General features: G+C 60.2%; 20 protein-coding genes. 7 read left to right on the top strand and 13 right to left on the bottom strand.

What is annotated here, in order from left to right; translation table 11 throughout:
- Positions 1–106: 106 nt before the first annotated feature.
- On the top strand, positions 107–826 hold the full coding sequence (gene sanA / locus B3229_RS20080; protein ID WP_048780744.1) for an outer membrane permeability protein SanA: 720 nt from the start codon (positions 107–109) through the stop codon (positions 824–826).
- A gap of 311 nt (positions 827–1,137) precedes the next feature.
- Here sanA and mglC read toward each other — a convergent pair whose 3' ends face one another.
- The 4 genes from mglC to galS form a co-directional block, all read right to left on the bottom strand.
- Complete coding sequence (gene mglC / locus B3229_RS20075; RefSeq protein ID WP_033750298.1) at positions 1,138–2,148, bottom strand: galactose/methyl galactoside ABC transporter permease MglC; 1,011 nt, start codon at positions 2,146–2,148, stop codon at positions 1,138–1,140.
- Between the two features lie 19 nt (positions 2,149–2,167).
- On the bottom strand, positions 2,168–3,688 hold the full coding sequence (gene mglA / locus B3229_RS20070) for a galactose/methyl galactoside ABC transporter ATP-binding protein MglA (protein WP_048780745.1): 1,521 nt from the start codon (positions 3,686–3,688) through the stop codon (positions 2,168–2,170).
- A 69-nt stretch (positions 3,689–3,757) separates the two neighbouring features.
- On the bottom strand, positions 3,758–4,753 hold the full coding sequence (gene mglB, locus B3229_RS20065; RefSeq protein ID WP_033750304.1) for a galactose/glucose ABC transporter substrate-binding protein MglB: 996 nt from the start codon (positions 4,751–4,753) through the stop codon (positions 3,758–3,760).
- A 314-nt stretch (positions 4,754–5,067) separates the two neighbouring features.
- Entirely contained in the window at positions 5,068–6,108 is a 1,041-nt protein-coding gene (gene galS / locus B3229_RS20060) for an HTH-type transcriptional regulator GalS (protein ID WP_033791579.1), read from the bottom strand.
- Between galS and B3229_RS20055 the strand changes: the two genes are divergently transcribed.
- Positions 6,107–6,262: a hypothetical protein gene (locus tag B3229_RS20055; protein ID WP_161801232.1), complete on the top strand. Its 156-nt coding sequence runs from the start codon at positions 6,107–6,109 to the stop codon at positions 6,260–6,262. The genes galS and B3229_RS20055 overlap by 2 nt on opposite strands.
- Here B3229_RS20055 and yeiB read toward each other — a convergent pair.
- The 3 genes from yeiB to B3229_RS20040 form a co-directional block, all read right to left on the bottom strand.
- Positions 6,255–7,415 (bottom strand): DUF418 domain-containing protein YeiB, encoded by a 1,161-nt coding sequence (gene yeiB, locus B3229_RS20050; RefSeq protein ID WP_286873803.1) that lies wholly within the window; start codon positions 7,413–7,415, stop codon positions 6,255–6,257. The two genes, B3229_RS20055 and yeiB, sit on opposite strands and share 8 nt — an antisense overlap.
- 67 nt (positions 7,416–7,482) lie before the next feature.
- Positions 7,483–8,148, bottom strand: a complete 666-nt coding sequence (folE, locus tag B3229_RS20045; protein ID WP_033750312.1) for a GTP cyclohydrolase I FolE — start codon at positions 8,146–8,148, stop codon at positions 7,483–7,485.
- Between the two features lie 122 nt (positions 8,149–8,270).
- Positions 8,271–9,401: a YbfB/YjiJ family MFS transporter gene (locus B3229_RS20040; RefSeq protein WP_048780747.1), complete on the bottom strand. Its 1,131-nt coding sequence runs from the start codon at positions 9,399–9,401 to the stop codon at positions 8,271–8,273.
- Between the two features lie 105 nt (positions 9,402–9,506).
- Between B3229_RS20040 and ptrR the strand changes: the two genes are divergently transcribed.
- The 3 genes from ptrR to fghA all read left to right on the top strand — a co-directional run bounded on the left by ptrR (position 9,507) and on the right by fghA (position 12,486).
- The gene (gene ptrR / locus B3229_RS20035; protein ID WP_286873797.1) at positions 9,507–10,418 is read left to right on the top strand and encodes a putrescine utilization regulator PtrR; all 912 of its coding nucleotides are present in this window, start codon (positions 9,507–9,509) and stop codon (positions 10,416–10,418) included.
- A gap of 88 nt (positions 10,419–10,506) precedes the next feature.
- Complete coding sequence (locus tag B3229_RS20030; protein ID WP_033750320.1) at positions 10,507–11,631, top strand: S-(hydroxymethyl)glutathione dehydrogenase/class III alcohol dehydrogenase; 1,125 nt, start codon at positions 10,507–10,509, stop codon at positions 11,629–11,631.
- A gap of 12 nt (positions 11,632–11,643) precedes the next feature.
- Positions 11,644–12,486, top strand: coding sequence for an S-formylglutathione hydrolase (fghA, locus tag B3229_RS20025; protein WP_277269578.1), 843 nt, complete (start codon positions 11,644–11,646; stop codon positions 12,484–12,486).
- A 280-nt stretch (positions 12,487–12,766) separates the two neighbouring features.
- Here the strand turns inward: fghA and B3229_RS20020 are convergent, their stop codons facing one another.
- The 5 genes from B3229_RS20020 to B3229_RS20000 form a co-directional block, all read right to left on the bottom strand.
- Positions 12,767–13,555, bottom strand: coding sequence for an ABC transporter ATP-binding protein (locus B3229_RS20020; RefSeq protein WP_048781469.1), 789 nt, complete (start codon positions 13,553–13,555; stop codon positions 12,767–12,769).
- A complete protein-coding gene (locus B3229_RS20015) occupies positions 13,552–14,610 on the bottom strand; it encodes a FecCD family ABC transporter permease (RefSeq protein ID WP_048781470.1) in 1,059 nt (352 codons plus the stop codon). The genes B3229_RS20020 and B3229_RS20015 overlap by 4 nt, the downstream gene beginning before the upstream one ends.
- A 146-nt stretch (positions 14,611–14,756) precedes the next feature.
- A complete protein-coding gene (locus tag B3229_RS20010) occupies positions 14,757–16,223 on the bottom strand; it encodes an amino acid permease (protein ID WP_048781471.1) in 1,467 nt (488 codons plus the stop codon).
- A 129-nt stretch (positions 16,224–16,352) separates the two neighbouring features.
- Complete coding sequence (gene yieE / locus B3229_RS20005; RefSeq protein WP_286873789.1) at positions 16,353–17,219, bottom strand: DNA-binding transcriptional regulator YeiE; 867 nt, start codon at positions 17,217–17,219, stop codon at positions 16,353–16,355.
- Positions 17,220–17,228: 9 nt separating this feature from the next.
- Positions 17,229–17,609 carry a YkvA family protein gene (locus tag B3229_RS20000; protein ID WP_033750337.1) on the bottom strand — a complete coding sequence of 127 codons (381 nt, stop codon included), beginning with the start codon at positions 17,607–17,609 and terminating at the stop codon, positions 17,229–17,231.
- A gap of 100 nt (positions 17,610–17,709) precedes the next feature.
- Here B3229_RS20000 and B3229_RS19995 point away from each other — a divergent pair, with 100 nt between their 5' ends.
- Positions 17,710–18,762, top strand: coding sequence for a YeiH family protein (locus B3229_RS19995; protein ID WP_286873785.1), 1,053 nt, complete (start codon positions 17,710–17,712; stop codon positions 18,760–18,762).
- Positions 18,763–18,816: 54 nt separating this feature from the next.
- Complete coding sequence (nfo, locus tag B3229_RS19990) at positions 18,817–19,662, top strand: deoxyribonuclease IV (protein ID WP_048781473.1); 846 nt, start codon at positions 18,817–18,819, stop codon at positions 19,660–19,662.
- A gap of 201 nt (positions 19,663–19,863) precedes the next feature.
- On the opposite strand, the gene fruA is transcribed toward nfo, so the two are convergent.
- The gene (gene fruA, locus B3229_RS19985) at positions 19,864–21,561 is read right to left on the bottom strand and encodes a PTS fructose transporter subunit IIBC (protein ID WP_286873782.1); all 1,698 of its coding nucleotides are present in this window, start codon (positions 21,559–21,561) and stop codon (positions 19,864–19,866) included.
- Between the last annotated feature and the right edge of the window lie 13 nt (positions 21,562–21,574).

The following is a 21,574-nucleotide window of genomic DNA, read 5'->3' as shown; positions in this document are numbered from 1 at the left end:
GCTGCCGCGCAAAAATCCATCAGCCAACCGGCGGCGCCTTGCTTCGTAACCGGTCCTCAAGTAGCCTTGATGCACCGATTTTTCCTGACCCCGAGCGCTCACGCGTATGTTGAAACGCGTTTTTATTGGTCTTTTATTCATCATCTTACTGGTGGTGGCGATCGCGCTCGGCCTGGATCGCTGGATCAGCTGGAAAACCGCGCCCTATATTTATGAAGATGTCGCCTCGCTGCCGCATCGTCAGGTTGGCGTGGTGCTGGGCACCGCCAAGTATTACCGCACCGGCGTCTACAATCAGTATTATCTCTATCGCATTCAGGGCGCGCTGAACGCCTATAACAGCGGCAAGGTCAATTATCTGCTGCTGAGCGGCGACAACGCCATGAGCAGCTACAACGAGCCCATGACCATGCGCCGCGATCTGATCAAAGCCGGCGTCGATCCGCAGGATATCGTGCTGGACTACGCCGGTTTCCGCACGCTTGACTCTATCGTGCGCACGCGCAAGGTGTTCGACACCAACGACTTTATTATCATCACCCAGCGCTTCCACTGCGAGCGCGCCCTGTTTATCGCCCTGCATATGGGGATTCAGGCGCAGTGCTACGCGGTGCCGTCGCCGAAGAATATGCTTAGCGTCCGCTTCCGCGAGGTAGGCGCGCGCCTCGGCGCGCTGGCCGATCTCTACGTGATGAAGCGTGAGCCGCGCTTCCTCGGCCCGCTGGTGCCGATCCCGGCGGTGCATGAGGTGCCGGAAGATGCGCAGAGCTATCCGGCAGTAACGCCCGAGCAGCTGCTGGAAAGCGAGCAGAAAGCGCGGAAATAGAAAGAGCGGCCCTTAGGCCGCTCCTGAAAGAAAGATAAGGTGCTCACGCGGATGGCAGGGCTCGATCGCAAAGTCGCTCAAGGCATCCCTGCTCGCTCGGCCCGCGCGGATACGCACCTCGTCCTTGAGGTGCGCCCGTTAACGGGCCAACGCGCTGCGTTGTTCAAAAACGCTCCCGGCGTTTTTGTCCCTGTCGCGGGACGCTTTGCTCCACAGCCTCTGTCGCCCGCGCCGCTTCTGACACACACAAAGGGCACCCGCAAACAAAAAGAGCGACCCGAAGGTCGCTCTTTTTCAACATACTTTTGCTCTTACTTCTTACGCGAATACTTCAGCGAATCCAGCGCCACGGCGAAGATAATGATGCCGCCCTTGATAATGTACTGCCAGTAAGGGTTCACGCCGATATAGGTCAGACCGTAGTTGATCACGGTAAAGATAAGCACGCCGGTCACTACGCCCGCCACCGTCCCTACGCCGCCGGCAAAAGAAACGCCGCCCACCACGCACGCCGCGATGGCGTCCAGCTCATACATAAAGCCGAGGTTGTTGGTGGCGCTGCCGATACGGCCCGCTTCCAGCATGCCGCCGAAGGCGTAAAACACACCGGAAAGCGCATAGATCAGAATCAGGTTAAGGTTGACGTTAACGCCAGACACTTTCGCCGCTTCCGGGTTGCCGCCGATAGCAAAAATGTTCTTGCCGAAACGGGTCTTGTTCCACAGGATCCAGATGAAAATGATGGCGGCAATCGCGTAGAAGGTAATATAAGAGAGCTTGAAGTCGCCAAAGCGCAGGAAGCCCTGAGCGAACTTCGAGAAGCCGCTGTCAAACCCGGCAATCGGCGACGCACCGACGAAATCGTAATAGAGCGAGTTGATGCCGTAGACGATAATCATGGTGCCGAGCGTGGTAATAAACGGCGTCACCTTGAGGTAGGCGATGATCAGGCCATTCACCAGGCCGATCAGGCCGCCGATCACGCACACCACCAGAATTACCACCGGAATCGGCACGGTATCCAGCGTCGGAAACACCTTATTGGCGTTATCCATCGCCTGCAGCAGCGTCGCCGCCACTACCGCCGCCAGCCCCACCTGACGACCGGCCGACAGGTCGGTGCCCTGCGTAACGATCAGTCCCGCCACGCCCAGCGCGATAATAATACGCACCGAGGATTGGGTGAGAATATTACTCAGGTTCATCAGGCTTAAAAATGTCGGATCCTGGAAAATAATAATAGCCAGCAAAACCAGCAGAACGACATAAATGCCGCCCTCTTTCAGCCAGGTTAGCGCATTCTTTTTAGTAGTCGCTTTCATGTTAACAGCCCTTGCTTCATTAAAGGTGTAATGACGCTAAACGCAATATTTCGTTCTGCGTGGTTGTCTTGGTATCTACAATGCCCGCTACCTGACCGTTGCTCATCACCAGAATACGATCGGTAATGCCCAACAGCTCCGGCATTTCGGAAGAGATAATAATGATGCCCTTCTCTTTCTTCGCCAGTTCGGAAATCAGCTGGTAAATTTCGAACTTCGCGCCGACGTCAATGCCGCGCGTCGGTTCGTCGAGCATCAGTATTTCAGGCTGGGTCAGTAACCAGCGGCCGATAATCACCTTTTGCTGGTTGCCGCCCGAAAGCGATCCAATTTGCGTATGGTGGCCCGGCGTTTTTACGCGCATGGCGTCGATAACCCACTGGGTATCGCTTTTCATCCGCTTATTATCGAGCAGCCCGATATTGTTTTTATACTTCTTGATATTGGAGATTAACGAGTTAAACCCGATATCGAGAAAGGCATAAATACCGGTCGAGCGGCGCTCTTCCGTCACCAGCGCGAAACCGTGGTTAATCGCTTCGTTGGCGCTGTGGTTATTAATCGGCTTGCCGTGCAGCTTAATGGTGCCGCTTACCTTCTCGCGGATCCCGAACAGGGTTTCAACGATATCGGTACGCTTGGCGCCCACCAGCCCGGCGATGCCCAGAATCTCCCCTTTGCGCAAATCGAACGAAACGTCGCGAATCGACGGCTGACGCAGCGACGTTAAATGGCGCACCTCAAGAATGGTTTCGCCCGGCACGTTGCTTTTGTCAGGAAAGCGCTGGTTCAGGGAGCGGCCGACCATCATAGAGATGATCTTATCCATATCCAGACCTTCCAGCGGCTGGGTGGCGATCCACTGACCGTCGCGCAGAATAGTGATCTCGTCGCACAGCTGGAAAATCTCTTCCATCTTGTGCGAGATATAAACAATGCCGCAGCCGCGATCTTTCAGCTTGCGAATAATGGTGAACAGATGGTTCACCTCTTTCTCGGTCAGCGAAGAGGTCGGCTCGTCCATAATGACGATTTTGGCGTCATAGGAGAACGCTTTGGCGATTTCGATCATCTGCATCTGCGACACAGAGAGCGTCGCCACTTTGTCGCGCGGATCGATATCGATATCCAGCTCGTCGAAAATCGCTTTGGTATCGCGATACATTTTGTCCTGATCGACGAACGGCCCTTTTTGCGGATAGCGGCCCAGCCACATATTGTCCATGACGGTGCGCTGTAAAACCAGGTTCAGCTCCTGATGCACCATCGAAACGCCGTTTTCCAGCGCCTCTTTCGAACTTTTAAAATCGATTTCCTCACCCTGAAACAGGATGCTCCCCGTATCTTTTTTATAAATACCAAACAGGCATTTCAATAATGTCGATTTACCGGCGCCGTTTTCACCCATCAATGCATGAACGGAGTGAGGCCGCACTTTTAAATTCACATTATCTAAGGCTTTAACCCCTGGAAATGATTTAGAGACATTCGTCATTTCCAGCAGATATTCACGCTGCGCGGTCGGATTATCACTGGCCATAATTTACCTGGCTAAAAAAAGCGTTGGTCACGTGAAAACAGGGCGCGGCTCAGCCGCGCCCGGACAGGATTACTTCTGGAACTGAGACAGGTTCTCTTTATCGACCGGCACGTAAGGCACGCGGACGATCTTATCGGTGATCTTATAGCTGGTGCCCTCGGTCGCGGCTTTGCCGTCCGCCAGGTTTTTCGCCATATCCAGCGTCGCCTTCGCCTGGTTTTCCGCATCGTTCAGCACGGTGCCCGCCAGCGCGCCCGACTTAACCAGCGCCAGGGCTTCCGGCAGCGCATCGACGCCGAACACCGGAATTGAGGTCTTGTTATGCGCTTTCAGCGCTTCGACAGCGCCCATCGCCATGGCGTCGTTGTTGGCGATCACCACTTCGATTTTGTTGGCGTTCGGGCCGGAGAGCCACGCATCCATCTTGTCTTTCGCCTGAGCGGTATCCCACATCGCGGTATCCATCGCCAGCTGCTGGGTCTTGATGCCGTCCTGATTCAGGGTATCGATAACGTATTTGGTGCGCGCTTCAGCATCCGGATGGCCCGGTTCGCCTTTCAGCAGCACGAACTGAATCTGACCATCTTTGTTCAGGTCCCAGTTCGGCGAGGCTTTCCAGTGCTTCTCAATCAGTTTGCCCTGAATAATGCCGGACTCTTTAGAGTCGGTGCCGACATAGTAGGCTTTGTCGTAGCTGGCCAGCACTTTCGCGTTCGGCTCTTTGTTGAAGAACACCACCGGCACGTCGTTGCCGCGCGCTTTATCGATCACCACGGCCGCCGCAGCCGGATCCACCAGGTTAATCGCCAGCGCCTTCACGCCTTTCGCCATCAGCACGTCGATTTGGTCGTTCTGTTTGGACTGGTCGTTCTGCGAGTCATTCATCAGCAGCTGTACGCCGCCAAGGTTTTTAGCCTCTTTCTCGATGTCCTTACGAACCATCGACATAAAGTTGTCGTCATACTTGTAGATGGTCACGCCGATACGCGTGTCCGCTGCGTGTGCCGTTGCGCCGAACATCATGCTGGCAACCAAAGCTGTGAGCGTGAAAACCTTCTTATTCATGGTATCTCCGGTTTTTTGCAGGGTAGTACTGGCTCAGACGCGTCAGGCGCGCATGAGCTTTCGGTAAAGTAAGATTCGGCGAGTCGCAAAGAGGCGAGTAAGATCGCGCTGCCCCGCTGAATCGCCGTCCAGAAACCTGACTTCCATGTGCGACAACGCATCCTGAAGATGTGATGAACCTTTTCAACGGGTTGCTGAAACCACGCCTGCTGCGGTTAGTGCGGCGTTACATAATGTTTCAGTCCGGTAAGACGCTGCCATCATAGTGAGCGGCATGTTAATTAACTGTGAATACAATCACAGATTGAAAACGGTTACATGGCGCTATCGCCTGAATTAGTGACCGACTCCACATTTTGCCGCTGCGCCACGGAATGACGACGCACCAGCGTCGGCATAAAGACGTGCTGCGCGCTGACGTCCAGCTGGCCCGCCGCGCCGCTCAGCGCCAGTTCGGTGGCAAGTTTGGCCATAGAAACAATGGGATAGCGCACCGTGGTGAGTTGAGGATCGGTGTAACGCGACATGGGAATATCATCGAAGCCGATGACAGAGAAATGCTGTGGCACCTGAATGCCGTTATCTTTCAGCGCGGTAAGCGCGCCGGCCGCCATACCGTCGTTGTAGGCGAAAATCGCGCTGAGATGCACGTTGCGCCCCAGCAGTTCCACCATCGCCGCCTCGCCGCCCTGCATATCGGGCTCAGCGCTGGCGATCCAGCTCTCCTGCGGCCGAATCCCCTGCTCCGCCAGCGCCTGCTCCCAGCCTTCGCGCCGCTGCTGCACATCTTCGATGTCGTGACTGGAGCAGAGATAGCCGATGCGGCCGTGTCCCTGCTGCAGCAGCATGCGTGTCGCCATCAAGGCGCCCGCCACGTTATCCAGGCTGACGCAGCGATGGGCGAAGCCCGGCACGATGCGGTTGACCATTACCATGCCCGGCACCTGCTGCATAAAGGAGGCGAGCTCTTCGTCTGAAAGCGTTTTCGCGTGTACCACCAGCGCATTGCAGCGCTGACGGATCAGCACCTCAATCGCATGGCGCTCTTTATCTTCCTGATGCCAGGAGTTGCTGATCAGCACATGTTTGTGCAGGCGCTGCGCCACGGTATCTACCGCTTTCACCAGCGCGCCGAAGAAGGGATCAGAGACGTCCATCACCACCACGCCGATGGTGTCGCTGATCTGCGTTGCCAGCGCCTGCGCGTTGGCGTTGGGCCGGTAGCCCAGCGAATCCACCGCCTGCAGCACCGCGTCACGCGTCTCCGCAGTAACGGCGCTGCTGTTATTCAGCACGCGCGAGACGGTCGCCACCGACACGCCAGCCAGACGGGCAACATCACGAATCGTTATCATGCAGCTGTTCCACAGAGGAAAAAAAGGCATCACGCCAGGAAGTTATCCGGCGCTATTCTGGCAGGCGCGGCGCGGCAGCAGCGTGAATCACGTCACACTCATGAAAACGGTTACATACAATTATGTAACCTTTGTGATGAACATCATTATCTGAATGAGGAGCGATGCGGCGTTTTGCCCGCCGCCAGCCGCGTCAGGCGACGCCATAGCCATTCAAGCGGGCCCTGAGGGAAAAAGCGCAGCCAGATCACCGAGAAGAGAATATTGACCAGCCAGACAGCCGGCACAAACGCCAGCAGCTGCAGGCGATCGAAACGCATAAAGAGATCGAAACGGTAGAACAGCGTGGTGCAGATCAGCGTCTGCAGCAGATAGTTGCTTAGCGCCATGCGGCCGATGCACTGAATCGCCGAAGTAAGGCGCCAGCGCGCCAGCTGCGGCCAGTAGCCGAGGATCAGCGCGGCGTAGCCGAGACTGATAAAGGGGCTGGCGAGATCGCGCGGCACCTGCAGGTAGAAGCCGCTCCAGCGAAACGACCAGTGCAGCATCCACTGCGAGGCTACCCCAGACAGGGCGATGACATAGCCGACGGCCAGCAGAAGCGCGGCGCAGCGCCGGTAGTGGCGCAGGCTAAACTCGCCGGTCAGCCAGCCGCAGCGCAGCAGCGCGGCGCCCATCATCATCAGCCCGGCCAGCTGCCAGCCATACTGCGCCGCCAGCGCCATCAGGCTGGAGGAGAGATGGTCGAGGCGGTTCTGCACCGCTTCCCAGCCGCCGGCCAGCTTCCAGAAGCGTTCATACTCCAGGTCGGCCGCGCCGGGCAGCCATGAGCGGGTCGGCTCGGGGTCGGAGATTGAGCCGAAGATCAGCAGCACGCCGCAGCCTACCAGGTAGAGCAGCGCGCCAGTATGAAACAGGCTGCGCGTCGAGGGCACGTCGCGCAGCATTCGCCAGACGATAAGGCCGATAATGGCGTAATCGAGCAGGATATCCCCTTCCCACATCGCTACGGCGTGAAACAGACCGATAAGCGCCAGCAGCGTCAGGCGCGCCGATAGCCAGCGGCTGCCGCGCGGCAGCTGAAGCTGCAGGCCCGCGCCAAATAGCAGCGCGAACAGGGTGAGGAATTTCAGCTGCGCCAGGATGTCGAGCACTGCCCAGGTCCAGACCTCGTCGGTTGCGGGATCGCCGCGCCAGGCGGGATTAAGATAGGCGGCGGAAGGTAAGGCGAAGCCGACGATATTGAGCAACAAAATGCCGAGGATGGCGCAGCCGCGAATGAAATCCAGCGCATGATAACGTTGCATAGCGATCCCTGTTGGCGTGAAGCACCGCCGCCTGATAACTGGCGGCGGCTAAGGCGGCGGGTAACCTTTAAATATGACGCACCGCGCGCAGGAACTCCTGACGGGTATTCTGGCTCGACTTAAACAGGCCGCCCAGCGAAGTAGTGGTGGTGGCGCTGGTGGCGTCTTTCACTCCGCGCGCTTTCACGCAGTAGTGCACCGCATCGATAGAGACCGCGACGTTGTTGGTGCCGAGCAGCGTCTGCAGCGCTACCAGCACCTGCTGCGTCAGACGCTCCTGCACCTGCGGGCGCTGGGCGAAGAACTGCACGATGCGGTTGATCTTCGACAGGCCGATCACCTTCTCTTTCGGAATATAGGCCACGGTCGCTTTGCCGTCGATAATCACGAAGTGGTGTTCGCAGGTGCTGGTCAGGGTGATATCGCGCACCGTCACCATCTCATCCACTTTCATCTTGTTTTCGATGACGGTGATTTTAGGGAAGTTAGCGTAATCCAGACCGGAAAAGACCTCATCCACATACATTTTGGCGATGCGATGCGGCGTCTCCATCAGGCTGTCATCCTCAAGATCCAGATTCAGCAGCTGCATGACCTCGGTCATGTGGCCGGCGATCAGGCGCTTACGGGTTTCATCATCCATTTCACGCGTCGGCGCGCGTAACGGCGTTTCCAGGCCTCGCGCCAGCAGCGCTTCGTGGACCAGGATAGCTTCCTGACTAAGGGTGCTCATCGTACTCATCTCCGCAGGTGTAACGCCCGCCGGAGAGACCGGCGGGTTCAATTCTGAGCGCGTATTGTGAAGCTTTCCGCTGGGGTAATCCAGTAATCAATCCAATCGGCGATGAAAGCTTTTCACGACGATCGTCGCCACACCAGCAGTCCGGCCGCCGCCAGTCCCAGCCCGGCGATCCACAGCGCCGGCTCGAGGCGATGCAGCAGCGCGGTAGAGAGCGACGACAGCACCGGCCCTACCAGCTGTCCGACGGCGTAGCCGGTGGTCAGCAGCCCCGCCATATAGCGCGTGTGCTGCGGCGCCAGCTCGCGCGCATAGGCCAGCGCCAGCTGCACCACGCAGAGAAAGCCGCCGCCCACCAGCAGCGCGCCGAGCAGCAGGCCGCTAAAGCCCGGCAGCGCCGCCGCTGCCGCTACGCCCAGCGCCTGCGCCCAGAGCACGAAAGCCAGCCGTCGGTTGTTGCTGGCGAGGCCGCGCGTCAGGATCCCCAGCGCGATGCCGACTATCGCCGCGCCGCCGAAGATCGGCCAGACGAACTGGGCAAAAGCGCCGTCGGGAAATCGCGCCGCCGCCATCTGCGACAAAAAGGTAGCGGGCAGGATATAGCCGAAGCCCGCCAGGCTGTAGCTCAGCACCAGCCGCCGCAGGTCAGCGGTCAGCACCAGCGGATCCGGCGCCTGATCGGGACGATGCAGCTCGCCGACGCGGCGCGGCAAATTGCGCGCGATAGCGGCGATAATCAGCAGCGCCAGCAGGCCATAGGCAGCCCACGCCAGCGAGGCGGACGCCTGCGACGCATGCAGCTGCACCGCCAGCAGACCGCTGATAAAGATGCCCGCGCCCGGCCCGGCGAACACCGCCGCCGACAGGCTCGGGCGCCCGTAATGATGCAGCTGCTCGCTGCTCCAGGCCGCTACCAGCACCAGCGCCACGCCGCTCGCCCAGCCGATCAAAAAGCGCACCGCACCGTGCAGCCAGGGGCCGCTGACGCAGGCGGAGAGCAGCGTCAGGATCACCGCCCCCCAGACGCCCAGCTGCAGGCGCAGCTCGACGCGCCGGCGCGCGCGCATCGCGTCAAAGGAGCCGCACAGGTAGCCAAGATAGTTGAGGGCCGCCACCAGACTGGCGCTGGTCAGCGTCAGCTGGCCGTCGTGTATCATTAGCGGCACCTGCGGCGTAAAGGCGAAACGCCCGATGCCCATCACCACCACCAGCGCCAGAAAGGCGCTGAGCGCCACGCGAAAAGCCATATCCCTACTCCTGGGTTTTTATTATCACTTGCTTATAACATGCCAGCTCATTAAACTCACGGAAACTGAATAATTCGCATCAAGTTGTTTACGGGAAGAGAATATATGGATCTTGTCCAGCTACGCATGTTCTGTTCCGTGGCCGAAACCGGTTCGCTGGCGCGCGCCGCGGAACAACTCCATCGCGTCCCTTCCAACCTCACCACGCGGCTGCGCCAGCTGGAAGAGGAGATGGGCGTCGATCTGTTTATACGCGAGAAACAGCGCATTCGTCTGTCGCCGATGGGCCACAATTTCCTTAACTACGCGCAGCGCATCCTGGCGCTGAGCGACGAGGCGCTCAGCATGGCGCGCGCGGGCGAACCGGCCGGCAACTTCGCGCTCGGCTCGATGGAGAGCACCGCCGCGACGCGCCTGCCTGCCCTGCTGGCGGCCTATCATCAGCGCTTCCCGAAAGTGTCGCTGTCGCTGATCACCAGCACCTCCGGCGAGATTATCGACAAGGTGCGCGAAGGCACGCTGGCCGCCGCGCTGGTAGACGGTCCGGCGCCTTATGACGATCTCAACGGCTGCATCGCCTTTCGCGAAACCCTGACGCTGATCACCAGCCTGGATCATGCGCCGGTAGAGAGCGCGCGCGACGCGCAAAACGACACCCTGTTCGCGTTTCGCAACAGCTGCTCCTATCGCGTGAAGCTGGAAGCCTGGTATCGCGACAGCGGCGTCGCGCCCGGTAGCGTAATGGAGATCCAGTCCTACCACGCGATGATGGCCTGCGTGGCGGGCGGCGCAGGCGTGGCGATGATCCCCGAATCAGTGCTGAAGCAGATGCCTGAGCGCGCCCGCGTGCAGGCGCATCAGCTGCCGGCGGCGTATCGCGACACCGCCACCTGGCTGATGTGGCGTCGCGACGCCTTTACCCCCAACGTCGAAGCGCTGAAGTATTTGATTATTGATATGTTCGACGACCGCCCGCAAGACGACCAGCTGCTGCATCCGCTGCAGCTGGCAGAGTAATTGCCGATTACGCGCTATTTTTATTGATATCACGACCCACGGACGCGTCCAGACCGGCGCGTCCCTATCTGACCGCAAGAGGGATTGCATGAACATGATTAAAACTCGCGCCGCCGTTGCCTGGGCTGCTGGCGAACCGCTGAAAATCGAAGAAGTGGATTTGATGCCGCCGCAGAAAGGCGAAGTGCTGGTGCGCATCGTCGCTACCGGCGTGTGCCATACCGATGCCTATACCCTGTCCGGCAAAGATCCGGAAGGCGTATTTCCGGCCATCCTCGGCCATGAGGGCGGCGGCGTGGTAGAAGCGGTCGGCGAAGGCGTGACCAGCGTTGAAGTCGGCGATCACGTGATCCCGCTGTACACCCCGGAGTGCGGCAAGTGCAAATTCTGCCTGTCGGGTAAAACCAACCTCTGCCAGGCGATCCGCGCCACCCAGGGCAAAGGCCTGATGCCAGATGGCACCACGCGTTTCTTTAAAGACGGCAAGCCGATTTTCCACTACATGGGCACCTCGACCTTCTCCGAGTACACCGTGGTGCCGGAAATTTCGCTGGCGAAAATCAGCAAAGAGGCGCCGCTGGAAGAAGTTTGTCTGCTGGGCTGCGGCGTGACCACCGGCATGGGCGCGGTGATGAATACCGCCAAAGTGAAAGAAGGCGATACCGTGGCGATTTTCGGCCTCGGCGGCATCGGTCTGTCGGCGATTATCGGCGCGAAAATGGCGAAAGCGGGACGCATCATCGCTATCGACATCAACACCAGCAAATTCGACCTGGCGCGCAAGCTGGGCGCTACCGACCTGGTGAACCCGAAAGATCATGAGAAGCCGATTCAGGAAGTCATTGTCGAGATGACCGACGGCGGCGTCGATTTCTCCTTTGAGTGTATCGGCAACGTCAACGTGATGCGTTCCGCGCTGGAGTGCTGTCATAAAGGCTGGGGCGAATCGGTGATTATCGGCGTGGCCGGCGCGGGCGAAGAGATCTCAACCCGTCCGTTCCAGCTGGTGACCGGTCGCGTCTGGCGCGGTTCCGCCTTCGGCGGCGTGAAGGGCCGCTCGCAGCTGCCGGGTATCGTACAGGATTATCTGGACGGCAAATTCGCCCTGAACGACTTTATTACCCACACCATGCCGCTGGAAGAGATCAACGACGCCTTCGATCTGATGCATGAAGGGAAATCGATCCGTTCGGTGGTCCACTTTAACAAATAATCGGGAGGCGATATGGCATCCACGCTGGAACTGCTGGAAGAACACCGGATGTTCGGCGGCTGGCAGCAACGCTGGCGGCATCAGTCAGCCGCGCTTAACTGCCCGATGACCTTCAGCATTTTTTTGCCCAGTCCGAAAGGCGACACGCCGCCGCCTGCGGTGTGGTTTCTGGCAGGCCTGACCTGCACGGATGAGAACTTCAGCACCAAATCCGGCGCGCAGCGCGTCGCTGCGGAGCTGGGTCTGGTGCTGATTATGCCGGACACCAGCCCGCGCGGCGAGGCGGTCGCCAACGACGAGGCGTACGATCTCGGCCAGGGCGCGGGGTTTTACCTCAACGCGACCCAGGCGCCCTGGTCGGCGCACTTTCGCATGTTCGACTACCTGAGTCAGGAGCTGCCGGCGCTGATCGCCAGCAACTTCAATATCAGCGAGCGTCAGTCGATCATGGGGCATTCGATGGGCGGCCACGGCGCGCTGATGCTGGCGCTGCGTCTCGGCAACCGCTTTGCGTCGGCGTCCGCCTTTGCGCCTATCGTCAATCCATGCGAGGTGCCCTGGGGGCAGAAAGCGTTCAGCGCCTATCTGGGCGAGGATCGCGCGGCCTGGCGCGACTACGACAGCTGCGCGCTGATGCGCGAGGTGCAGTCGCGTTTGCCGATCCTGATCGATCAGGGCGACAGCGATCAGTTCCTGGCGGATCAGCTGCAGCCGGAGCGGCTGGATGTGGTGGCGAAAGAGGTGGGGTTCCCGCTGACGCTGCGCGTGCAGCCGGGCTATGACCACAGCTACTACTTTATTGCGACCTTCGTCGAGGATCATCTGCGCTTCCATGCGCAGCACTTGCTGGTGTAGGTCGTTCAGGGCCGCGATGCGGCCCACAAACGGCTCCATGGTTAAGGAGCGGGTGGCAGGGACAGAAGAGCAAAGCGTCCCGCGCCAGGGACAAAAACGCCGGGAGCGTTTTTGAACAACGCAGCGCGTTGGCCCGTTTACGGGCGCACCTCAGGGATGAGGTGCGTATGGCGCGGGCCGAGCTGGCAGGGATGCCGCTTTTTGCGTCTTTGCGATCTGTCCCTGCCACCCGCGACGGCACATTGCCGACAATCTCAGAGCCGCGATGCGGCCCTTTTTCTTAAACCAGTTCCGAGCCGACCAGCCCGTCAATCATCACCTGCGGCATTCCCTGCGAGCAGTGTTCGATACGTCCTTTCACGCCGTATACCTGCGCCAGCGTCTCCGGCGTAATCACCTGCTCCGGCACGCCGTCCGCTATCAATGCGCCCTCTTTCAGCATCAGCGCATGGTGCGCATGCCGTAAGGCGATATTGATGTCGTGCACCACTACCACGGTGACGATATTGCGCTGGGCGGTTTCACGACGCACCAGATCCATCACGTGAAACTGATAGTTCAGATCCAGCGCGCTCAGCGGCTCATCCAGCAGCAGCAGCTCCGGGCGACGGATCAGCGACTGCGCCAGACCGACCAGCTGTTTCTGCCCGCCTGAAAGCTGATCGAGATAGCGCATCGCCAGATGCGAAATGCCGAGCTGCTCCAGCAGATACATCACTTCCGCTTCGCTGGCGGCGTTATGCAAACCACCCGAGGCGCGCTGCGCCACGATAATCGACTCCAGCACGTGCAGATGCACGCCCGCCGGCAGCGTCTGCGGCAGATAGACCACGCGCTGGGCGCGGCGCGCGAACGGCTGCTGCATCAGCTCTTCGCCGTTCAGCCACAGTTCGCCCTGCCCTTTGTTCAGCCCGGCCAGCGCGCGCAGCAGCGTCGACTTGCCGCAGCCGTTCGGCCCCAGCAGCACGGTGATCTGGCCACGCGGCAGCAGCCCCACGCTGAGATCCTCAATGACCTTGCGTTTGGGGTAGCCCGCGGTGAAATGTTTTAACGTCAGCCCCTGAGTCATACATTCCCCCGATGACGCAGAATAATGCTCAGGAAGAACGGCACGCCCACCAGCGAGGTGACGATGCCGACCGGAATAATCACGCCGGGAATGAGGTTCTTGGAGGCGACCGACGCCATCGAGAGCACCAGCGCGCCGGTCAGGGCGCTGGCGGGCAGATAGTAGCGGTGATCTTCGCCGAAGATCATGCGGGCGATATGCGGCGCCACCAGCCCGATAAAGCCGATCGGCCCGACAAAGGCGACCGCCAGCGCGGAGAGAATACTGATGCGCAGCAGCGTAGCCAGGCGCAGGCGGCGCACGTCGATGCCGAAGCTGACGGCGCGATCTTCGCCGAGGCGCAGCGCGGTCAGCTTCCAGCTGCTGAGCAGCGAGAACGGCAGCAGCAGCGCGAAGGCCACGCTCAACACGCCGAGCTTCTCCCAGGAGGCGCGCGCCAGGCTGCCCATGGTCCAGAACACCAGCCCCTGCAGCGTATCTTCGCTGGCGATAAACTGCATCATCGACACCAGCGCGTTAAAGGTGAACACCAGCGCGATGCCGAACAGCACCACGCCCGAGGTAGAGACCCGCGTCCAGCGCGTGACGCCGTCGAGCATCAGCGCGGCGAACAGCGCGAACACAAAGGCGTTGGCGGAGATCAGCCACTGATCCGGCACGCCGGGAATGCCGATGCCGAGAATAATCGCCAGCGCCGCGCCGAACGCCGCCGCCGAAGAGACGCCGAGCGTAAAGGGGCTGGCCAGCGGGTTGTTGAGGATGGTTTGCATCTCGGCGCCCGCCAGTCCGAGGCAAAAGCCGACCACTACCGCCATTAGCGCGTAGGGCAAACGAATATCCCAGACGATGACGCGCGTGCCGGCGTCAACCGTGGCGGGATGGAGCAGCGATTGCCAGAGAGTCGGCAGCGAGAGGCCGGCCGGGCCAAGGGTAAAGTCCAGCACCAGCGAGGCGATAATCGCCAGCACCAGCACGGCGATCATCAGCATGCGGCGGCGCAGTACCTGATGATAGCGGCCCATAGCGCCCTGTGCGGGCAGAGTTGAGTCCGTCATAAAAAGCCTGTTTTAGGGGTTCGGTCGAAAACGCTGCCACAATAGAGCAGATGATAATAATTATCAATTCTTCAACCTAAACAAAACGGCACCTTAACGAAAAAAGCGCGGCCAGGCCGCGCTTACTGTGATGGCGCTGGTTAGCGTCACTCTTTGTGCGTCGGGAATTCCATCTCGCTGTACTTCACGAAGCGGGTGCCGCGCGTCAGCTTATAGCCCATCCAGATCAGCAGAAACAGCGGCAGGCCGATATAGGTAGCGGCGACGCCGTACCAGTCGATGCTGTCGTTGAGGAACGCCTGATAGTTCTGGCCCAGCGTGATGATCAGACAGAGCACGAAGGCGAAAATCGGGCCGACCGGGAAAAAGCCCGAGCGGTACGGCAGGTCGTCCAGACTATGGCCCTGCTTGATATAGCCGCGACGGAAGCGATAGTGGCTAATGGCGATACCCAGCCAGGCGATAAAGCCGGTCATGCCCGAGGTATTGAGCAGCCAGAGATAAACTTCCTGATTGCCGAACTTCGAGGTCAGGAAGCAGAGGCCCGCCACGACGGTGGTCGCCAGCAGCGCGTTGCGCGGCACGCCGCCTTTCGACAGCTGGGCGAAAATGCGCGGCGCTTTGCCTTCGCTCGCCAGGTTATAGAGCATGCGCGTCGAGGCGTACATGCCGGAGTTGCCCGCCGACAGCACCGACGTCAGGATCACCGCGTTCATTACCGCCGCCGCCGAGAGCAGTCCCGCGTTCTGGAACACCAGGGTAAAGGGGCTGACGCTGATGTCGGTAACGTCGTTGTGAAGCAGTTGCGGATCGGTGTAAGGCAGGATCAGGCTGATAATCAGAATCGCGAAGATATAGAACAGCAGAATACGCCAGAACACCTGGCGCACCGCGCGCGGAATGTTTTTCGCCGGATCTTCTGATTCGCCCGCCGCGATGCCGATCAGTTCAGTGCCCTGGAAAGAGAAGCCGACAATCATCGCCACGCCGATCATCGCGGCGAATCCGCCAGCGAACGGCGCGTCGCCGACCTGCCAGTTATGCCAGCCGGCGTGCTCGCCGCCGCGCAGGATGCCCACGATCATCAGTACGCCGACCACGATAAAGATAATCACGGTCGCCACCTTGATCAGCGAGAACCAGTACTCTGCTTCGCCAAAGCCTTTGACCGAAATAAAGTTAAGCAGGAACATCAGGCAGAGGAACAGCGCGCTCCAGATCCAGCCTGGCGTATCGGGAAACCAGTAGTTCATCACCAGCTGCGACGCGACGAGATCCACGGCGATGGTCACTGCCCAGTTGTACCAGTAGTTCCAGCCGAGAGCGAAACCAAAGCCCTCTTCCACATATTTTGCGCCGTAGGTGGCGAAGGAGCCGGAAACCGGCATAAAGGCCGCCAGCTCGCCGAGGCTGGTCATCAGGAAGTAAACCATCAGGCCAATCAGCGCGTAGGAGAGCAGCGCGCCGCCCGGCCCCGCCTGGGAGATGGTGGCGCCGGAGGCCACGAACAGACCGGTGCCGATCGATCCGCCGATGGCGATCATCGTCAGGTGACGCGCCTTTAACTCGCGTCGTAACGCAGGTTGTTGTGTTGTATTTGTGTCGTTATGCATGTGTAAACACTAGGCTCGCTAAAAATGAGGCGCGATTGTAGCAAGTCACCCTGCTCTGTATAGCATTGACGCCGTGTTATTAGTTACCTTCATGATCGCCGCTGAATTATAAGCAAAAACCTCTTGCGGCTATTCGCGGCAGTAGGAGAGAAAACGGTCAAGCGCTCTGGAAAGGTGCTTCTGGCGATGATGGATGCGGTACAGGGTACGCGTCAGCCGCGGCAGCGGAATCGTCAGCTCCACTAAGGTCCCCGCCTCCAGCAGATCGGCGATCACGCGCCGCGACAGGCAGCTGATGCCCATATTGTGCCGCACCGCATGCTTGATCGCCTCGGAGTTGCCCAGCTCCATGCCCAGTTGAAAAGCGGGCAGGTGCGAGAGCAGCAGATAGTCGACGATTTCGCGCGTGCCGGAGCCGTGCTCGCGCAGGATCCAGGGGGCGTTGCCGAGGCTCTCCAGCGTCACCGGCTGGCGCAGGATCTCCGCATCGGGCGCGGCAAAGACCACCAGCTCATCCTCCAGCCAGGCATCGCTTACCAGCTCGGTCATATGGCACGGCCCTTCGATCAGACCGACGTCGACGCGAAAATCGGCCACCGCGTTGATCACATCCTGACTGTTGCCGACGCTCAGCTCCAGCGGCAGGCCGGGAAAGTCGCGGCGATAGGCGGCTATCATGCCCGGCAGCAGGTAATTGCCGATGGTGCTGCTGGCGTAGATGCGGATCGCGCCGTTATCTTCTTTAAACAGCTGTTCGATTTCGCCCGCCTGCTCCAGCAGGCCAATGGCGCGCGGATAGAGCAAGCGGCCGTGTTCGTTGAGCACCAGCCGCTTGCCGACGCGGTCGAACAGCTGCACGGCAAGCTGGCCTTCCAGATCCGCCAGCGCCGCGCTCACCGCCGACTGCGAGAGCGCCAGCACCTGCGAGGCCTGCGTGGTCGAGCCGCTTTTCAGCACTTCGGTAAAGACTTCTATCTGCCGCAGCGTGATATGCATGGGTTCTCCTTACATCGCATAGCGCTGAACAAGGTAGTACAGCACCCCCAGCCAGATCAGCACCATCAGAAACAGGCCGAAGCCGCTGACCACTTTTTTGCCGCGCGCGCGCTGCACTTCAGCGCGCTCAGCGCTGCCGATACGGACGTCGCGCGGCAGCAGACGCAGCAGGATCAGCACGCCAAGGGGAATAATAATCGCATCGTCGAGCAGGCCAACGATAGGGATGAAATCGGGGATCAGATCGATGGGGCTGAGCGCATAGGCCACCAGCCCAAACGCCAGCAGCTTGAACCACCATGGGGTGCGCGGGTCACGACAGGCGAACCACAGCGTCAGCACATCTTTTTTAATCAGGGCGGCCCAGCGGCGCAAACGTCCAAATAACATCTTTCGGCCTTATCGTTTTATCTGGTTAATTATAAATATATTATCAATTTCACTTTTAAGCCAGCGCGGCGCATGCTTTGCCTGACACAAGGAGCAGATTATGGCAGAGCTGACTTTTCCCCGACTTCCCTTTTTTATTCAACACCGTTTTCCCGGCCTGCTGCTGACCGCTGCGATTGCCGGCGGTGCGGCCTGGCTGGCGCAGCGCCCGGAGATCGCCGGTCTGGGCCTCGGCGCGCTGACGCTGGCGATTATGCTCGGCATTCTGGTCGGCAACACGCTTTACCCTTCTCTCGCGCCGCACTGCGACGCGGGCGTGCTGCTGGCGAAGCAGAAGCTGTTGCGCCTCGGCGTTATTCTGTTCGGTTTTCGCATTACGCTGCAGCAGATCGCCGACGTCGGCGCGAGCGGCGTGCTGATCGACGTGCTGACGCTGAGCTCGACCTTCTTTATTACCTGTCTGCTGGGCATCAGGCTGCTGAAGCTTGACCGCGAAACGGTCTGGCTGATCGGCGCGGGCAGCAGCATCTGCGGCGCAGCGGCAGTGCTCGCGACCGAGCCGGTGGTGAAAGCGTCGCCGACGAAAGTGGCGGTGGCGGTGGCGACCGTGGTGCTGTTCGGCACCCTGGCGATCCTGATCTATCCCCCGCTCTGGCTGGTGGCGCAACACTATTTCCCTCAGCTAAGCGTCGCGCAGTTCGGCATCTTTACCGGTTCGACCATCCATGAGGTGGCGCAGGTAGTGGCGGCCGGTCATGCGGTCGGCCCGGAGGCGGAGAACAGCGCGGTGATCGCGAAAATGCTGCGCGTCATGATGCTGGCGCCGTTTCTGCTCTGCCTGAGCGGCTGGCTGCGCCGCGCGCCGCAGCAAACGCCGCGCCAGGGCATCACGTTTCCCTGGTTCGCGCTCGGTTTTATCGGCGTGGCGCTGTTCAACTCGCTGCATCTGCTGCCGGCCGCCTGGGTCGCCGATATTAATCAGGTCGCTAACCTGCTGCTGGCGATGGCGATGGCGGCGCTCGGTCTTACCACGCGCTTCGGCGCGCTGCGTCAGGCAGGCGTGAAACCGCTGCTGCTGGGGCTGATGGTCTTTGTCTGGCTGATCCTCGGCGGCGGCGCCATCAATCTGCTGGCGCAGCATTTCTTGCAGTAGATGCATCGGGTATGATGCGGGCTTCTTTTAGTCAGCCTTTTCTGGAGAAGCGGCATGAAATATATCGGCGCACACGTCAGCGCGTCTGGCGGCGTAGAGCAGGCAGTGATTCGTGCCCATGAACTGGAAGCCACCGCGTTTGCCCTGTTTACCAAGAATCAGCGGCAGTGGAAGGCGGCCCCGCTTTCGGCGGAGACCATCGACGCCTTTAAGGCCGCCTGCGAAAAATACCATTTTGGCCCGCAGCAGATCCTGCCGCACGACAGCTTTCTGATTAACCTGGGCCATCCGGAAGCGGAGCCGCTGGAGAAGTCGCGCGCCGCTTTTATCGACGAGATGCAGCGCGCCGAGCAGCTGGGTCTGACGCTGCTTAACTTCCATCCGGGCAGCCATCTGAACAAGATAGACGAAGAGGCGTGCCTGAAGCGCATCGCCGAGTCGGTGAATTTCGCGCTGGATAAGACCTCGCAGGTGGTGGCGGTCATCGAGAATACCGCCGGCCAGGGCAGCAACCTCGGCTTTCGCTTTGAACATCTGGCGACCATTATCGAGCACGTCGAAGATAAATCGCGCGTCGGCGTCTGTATCGATACCTGTCATGCCTTCGCGGGCGGCTACGATCTGCGTACCGAAGCGGCGTGCGAAGAGACCTTCGCCGAGTTCGAGCGCATCGTCGGCTTTCAGTATCTGCGCGGCATGCACCTTAACGACGCCAAGAGCGCCTTTGGCAGCCGCGTTGACCGTCATCACAGCCTGGGCGAAGGCAATATCGGCAAAACGCCGTTTAGCTGGCTGATGAAGGATGCGCGCTTCGATGGTATTCCGCTGATTCTGGAGACTATTAATCCGGATATCTGGAAAGATGAGATCGCCTGGCTAAAGGCAGAGCAGCAGAGTTAAAACCGCCTTGCTGCCTGCACACCGCACAAAGGTTAACAAGCGGGTGGCATGGGCCGAAGAGCAAAGCGTCCCACGCCAGGGATGGCGTGGGCCGAGCTGGCAAGGATGCCGTCTTTTGCGTCTTTGCGATCGGGCCATGCCACCCGCGCAGGCACGAAAGAAAAAAGGAGCCGCATGGCTCCCTTTTTCTTATAGCAAGGATCAGGCTTTCGCCAGCTCCTCTTCCGGGCGTTTCAGGATCGCGTAGCCCAGTCCCGCCACCGCCGTGCCGACGATAATCGATACCAGGTAGCCCAGCACCGGCGTAATCGCGCCAGGAATAAGCAGCACGAACAGGCCGCCGTGCGGCGCCATCAGCTTCGCGCCGATATACATCGAGATAGCGCCGGTCAGTGCGCCGCCGACGATACAGCACGGCAGTACGCGCATCGGATCGCGCGCCGCAAACGGAATCGCGCCCTCAGAGATAAAGCAGAGCCCCAGCACCAGCGCCGCTTTACCGCCCTCCTGCTGACCTTTATTAAACTTACGGCGCGCCACCAGCGTCGCGACGCCCATCGCCAGCGGCGGCACCATGCCCGCAGCCATAATCGCCGCCATCGGCGCGTAAGTCTGCGAACTCAGCAGGCCGACGCCGAAGGCGTAGGCTACTTTATTCACCGGACCGCCCATATCGGTACACATCATGCCGCCCAGAATCGCGCCCAGCAGCACCGCGTTCGCCGTGCCCATGTTCGCCAGCCAGGCGGTCAGGCCGGTCATGATCGCCGCGACCGGTTTACCCACCACGTAAATCATCAGCAGGCCGGTAATCAGGCTGGCCACCAGCGGAATAATCAGAATAGGCTTCAGCGCTTCCATACTCTGCGGCAGCCTGAGCTTGCCGCTGATCAGCTTCGCCGCATAGCCAGCGATGAAACCGGCAATGATGCCGCCAAGGAAGCCAGCGTTAATGCTGGTAGCGATCATGCCGCCAATCAGGCCCGGCGTCAGGCCCGGACGATCGGCAATGGAGAACGCGATAAAGCCCGCCAGCACCGGCACCATCAGCGCAAAGGCGCTGCCGCCGCCGATCTGCATCAGCGCCGCCGCCAGCGTGCCAGGCTCTTTAAAGGCGGTAATGCCGAAGGCGAAGGAGAGCGCAATGCTCAGGCCGCCCGCCACCACCATCGGCAGCATATAGGAGACGCCGGTCAGCAGGTGACGGTAAGCGCCCGCTTTCTCTTTTTTCTCTTCCTGCGGCTCGCCGCTCTGCGCGCCGGCAGCTTTGTAAGGTCTGGCTTCGGCCACCGCCTTATCCAGCTCCTGCGCCGTCTTCTTCAGCGCCAGACCGGTTGAGGTGCGGTACATCGGCTTACCGGCGAACTTCGCCAGGTCAACTTCGATATCCGCCGCCACGATCACCAGATCGGCTGCCGCCACTTCTTCTGGCGTAATCGCATTGCCTGCGCCGACGGAGCCGCGGGTTTCCACTTTTACCCACCAGCCGCGTTTGGTCGCTTCCGCCTGGATCGCTTCGGCGGCCATAAAGGTGTGCGCCACGCCGGTGGGACAGGCGGTGACCGCGACAATGCGTTTCTGCGCGTTCGGCTGCACAGCCGTCGGCGCCGCAGCGGTTGCGACCGCGGCCGGCTGCCAGGGTTTCGCTTCCGCTTTCGCCTGGGCAAGGAACTGCTCAGGCGCACGCACCGCCTGCTGCGCATCGCCCAGCCAGACGGATTTGCCGTTCAGCGCGGCGTCGTTCGGCAGCTCGCGACCGAGGACGATCGCCAGCTCCGCTTCCGCCGGGTTATCCGTAAAGGAGAAACCCGCCTGCGCGGCGGCGGCGGTCAGACGCTGTTGCGCCATCCAGGCCGAGGCCTGACCAATAGAAGGATCTTTTATCAGCAGCGTTTTCATTATCGCTCTCCTG

This window comes from Pantoea sp. UBA5035 (assembly GCF_002415245.1).
GTDB lineage: Bacteria > Pseudomonadota > Gammaproteobacteria > Enterobacterales > Enterobacteriaceae > Pantoea > Pantoea septica.
This window is presented reverse-complemented; position numbering and strand designations above follow the sequence as displayed.

What these genes read in the sequence shown, in the direction of transcription:
- sanA (WP_048780744.1), top strand. Translation starts at nt 107, where the DNA reads ATGTTGAAACGCGTTTTTATTGGTCTTTTATTCATCATCTTACTGGTG.
- mglC (WP_033750298.1), bottom strand. Translation starts at nt 2,148, where the DNA reads ATGAAAGCGACTACTAAAAAGAATGCGCTAACCTGGCTGAAAGAGGGC.
- mglA (WP_048780745.1), bottom strand. Translation starts at nt 3,688, where the DNA reads ATGGCCAGTGATAATCCGACCGCGCAGCGTGAATATCTGCTGGAAATG.
- mglB (WP_033750304.1), bottom strand. Translation starts at nt 4,753, where the DNA reads ATGAATAAGAAGGTTTTCACGCTCACAGCTTTGGTTGCCAGCATGATG.
- B3229_RS20055 (WP_161801232.1), top strand. Translation starts at nt 6,107, where the DNA reads ATGCAGCTGTTCCACAGAGGAAAAAAAGGCATCACGCCAGGAAGTTAT.
- galS (WP_033791579.1), bottom strand. Translation starts at nt 6,108, where the DNA reads ATGATAACGATTCGTGATGTTGCCCGTCTGGCTGGCGTGTCGGTGGCG.
- yeiB (WP_286873803.1), bottom strand. Translation starts at nt 7,415, where the DNA reads ATGCAACGTTATCATGCGCTGGATTTCATTCGCGGCTGCGCCATCCTC.
- folE (WP_033750312.1), bottom strand. Translation starts at nt 8,148, where the DNA reads ATGAGCACCCTTAGTCAGGAAGCTATCCTGGTCCACGAAGCGCTGCTG.
- B3229_RS20040 (WP_048780747.1), bottom strand. Translation starts at nt 9,401, where the DNA reads ATGGCTTTTCGCGTGGCGCTCAGCGCCTTTCTGGCGCTGGTGGTGGTG.
- ptrR (WP_286873797.1), top strand. Translation starts at nt 9,507, where the DNA reads ATGGATCTTGTCCAGCTACGCATGTTCTGTTCCGTGGCCGAAACCGGT.
- B3229_RS20030 (WP_033750320.1), top strand. Translation starts at nt 10,507, where the DNA reads ATGAACATGATTAAAACTCGCGCCGCCGTTGCCTGGGCTGCTGGCGAA.
- fghA (WP_277269578.1), top strand. Translation starts at nt 11,644, where the DNA reads ATGGCATCCACGCTGGAACTGCTGGAAGAACACCGGATGTTCGGCGGC.
- B3229_RS20020 (WP_048781469.1), bottom strand. Translation starts at nt 13,555, where the DNA reads ATGACTCAGGGGCTGACGTTAAAACATTTCACCGCGGGCTACCCCAAA.
- B3229_RS20015 (WP_048781470.1), bottom strand. Translation starts at nt 14,610, where the DNA reads ATGACGGACTCAACTCTGCCCGCACAGGGCGCTATGGGCCGCTATCAT.
- B3229_RS20010 (WP_048781471.1), bottom strand. Translation starts at nt 16,223, where the DNA reads ATGCATAACGACACAAATACAACACAACAACCTGCGTTACGACGCGAG.
- yieE (WP_286873789.1), bottom strand. Translation starts at nt 17,219, where the DNA reads ATGCATATCACGCTGCGGCAGATAGAAGTCTTTACCGAAGTGCTGAAA.
- B3229_RS20000 (WP_033750337.1), bottom strand. Translation starts at nt 17,609, where the DNA reads ATGTTATTTGGACGTTTGCGCCGCTGGGCCGCCCTGATTAAAAAAGAT.
- B3229_RS19995 (WP_286873785.1), top strand. Translation starts at nt 17,710, where the DNA reads ATGGCAGAGCTGACTTTTCCCCGACTTCCCTTTTTTATTCAACACCGT.
- nfo (WP_048781473.1), top strand. Translation starts at nt 18,817, where the DNA reads ATGAAATATATCGGCGCACACGTCAGCGCGTCTGGCGGCGTAGAGCAG.
- fruA (WP_286873782.1), bottom strand. Translation starts at nt 21,561, where the DNA reads ATGAAAACGCTGCTGATAAAAGATCCTTCTATTGGTCAGGCCTCGGCC.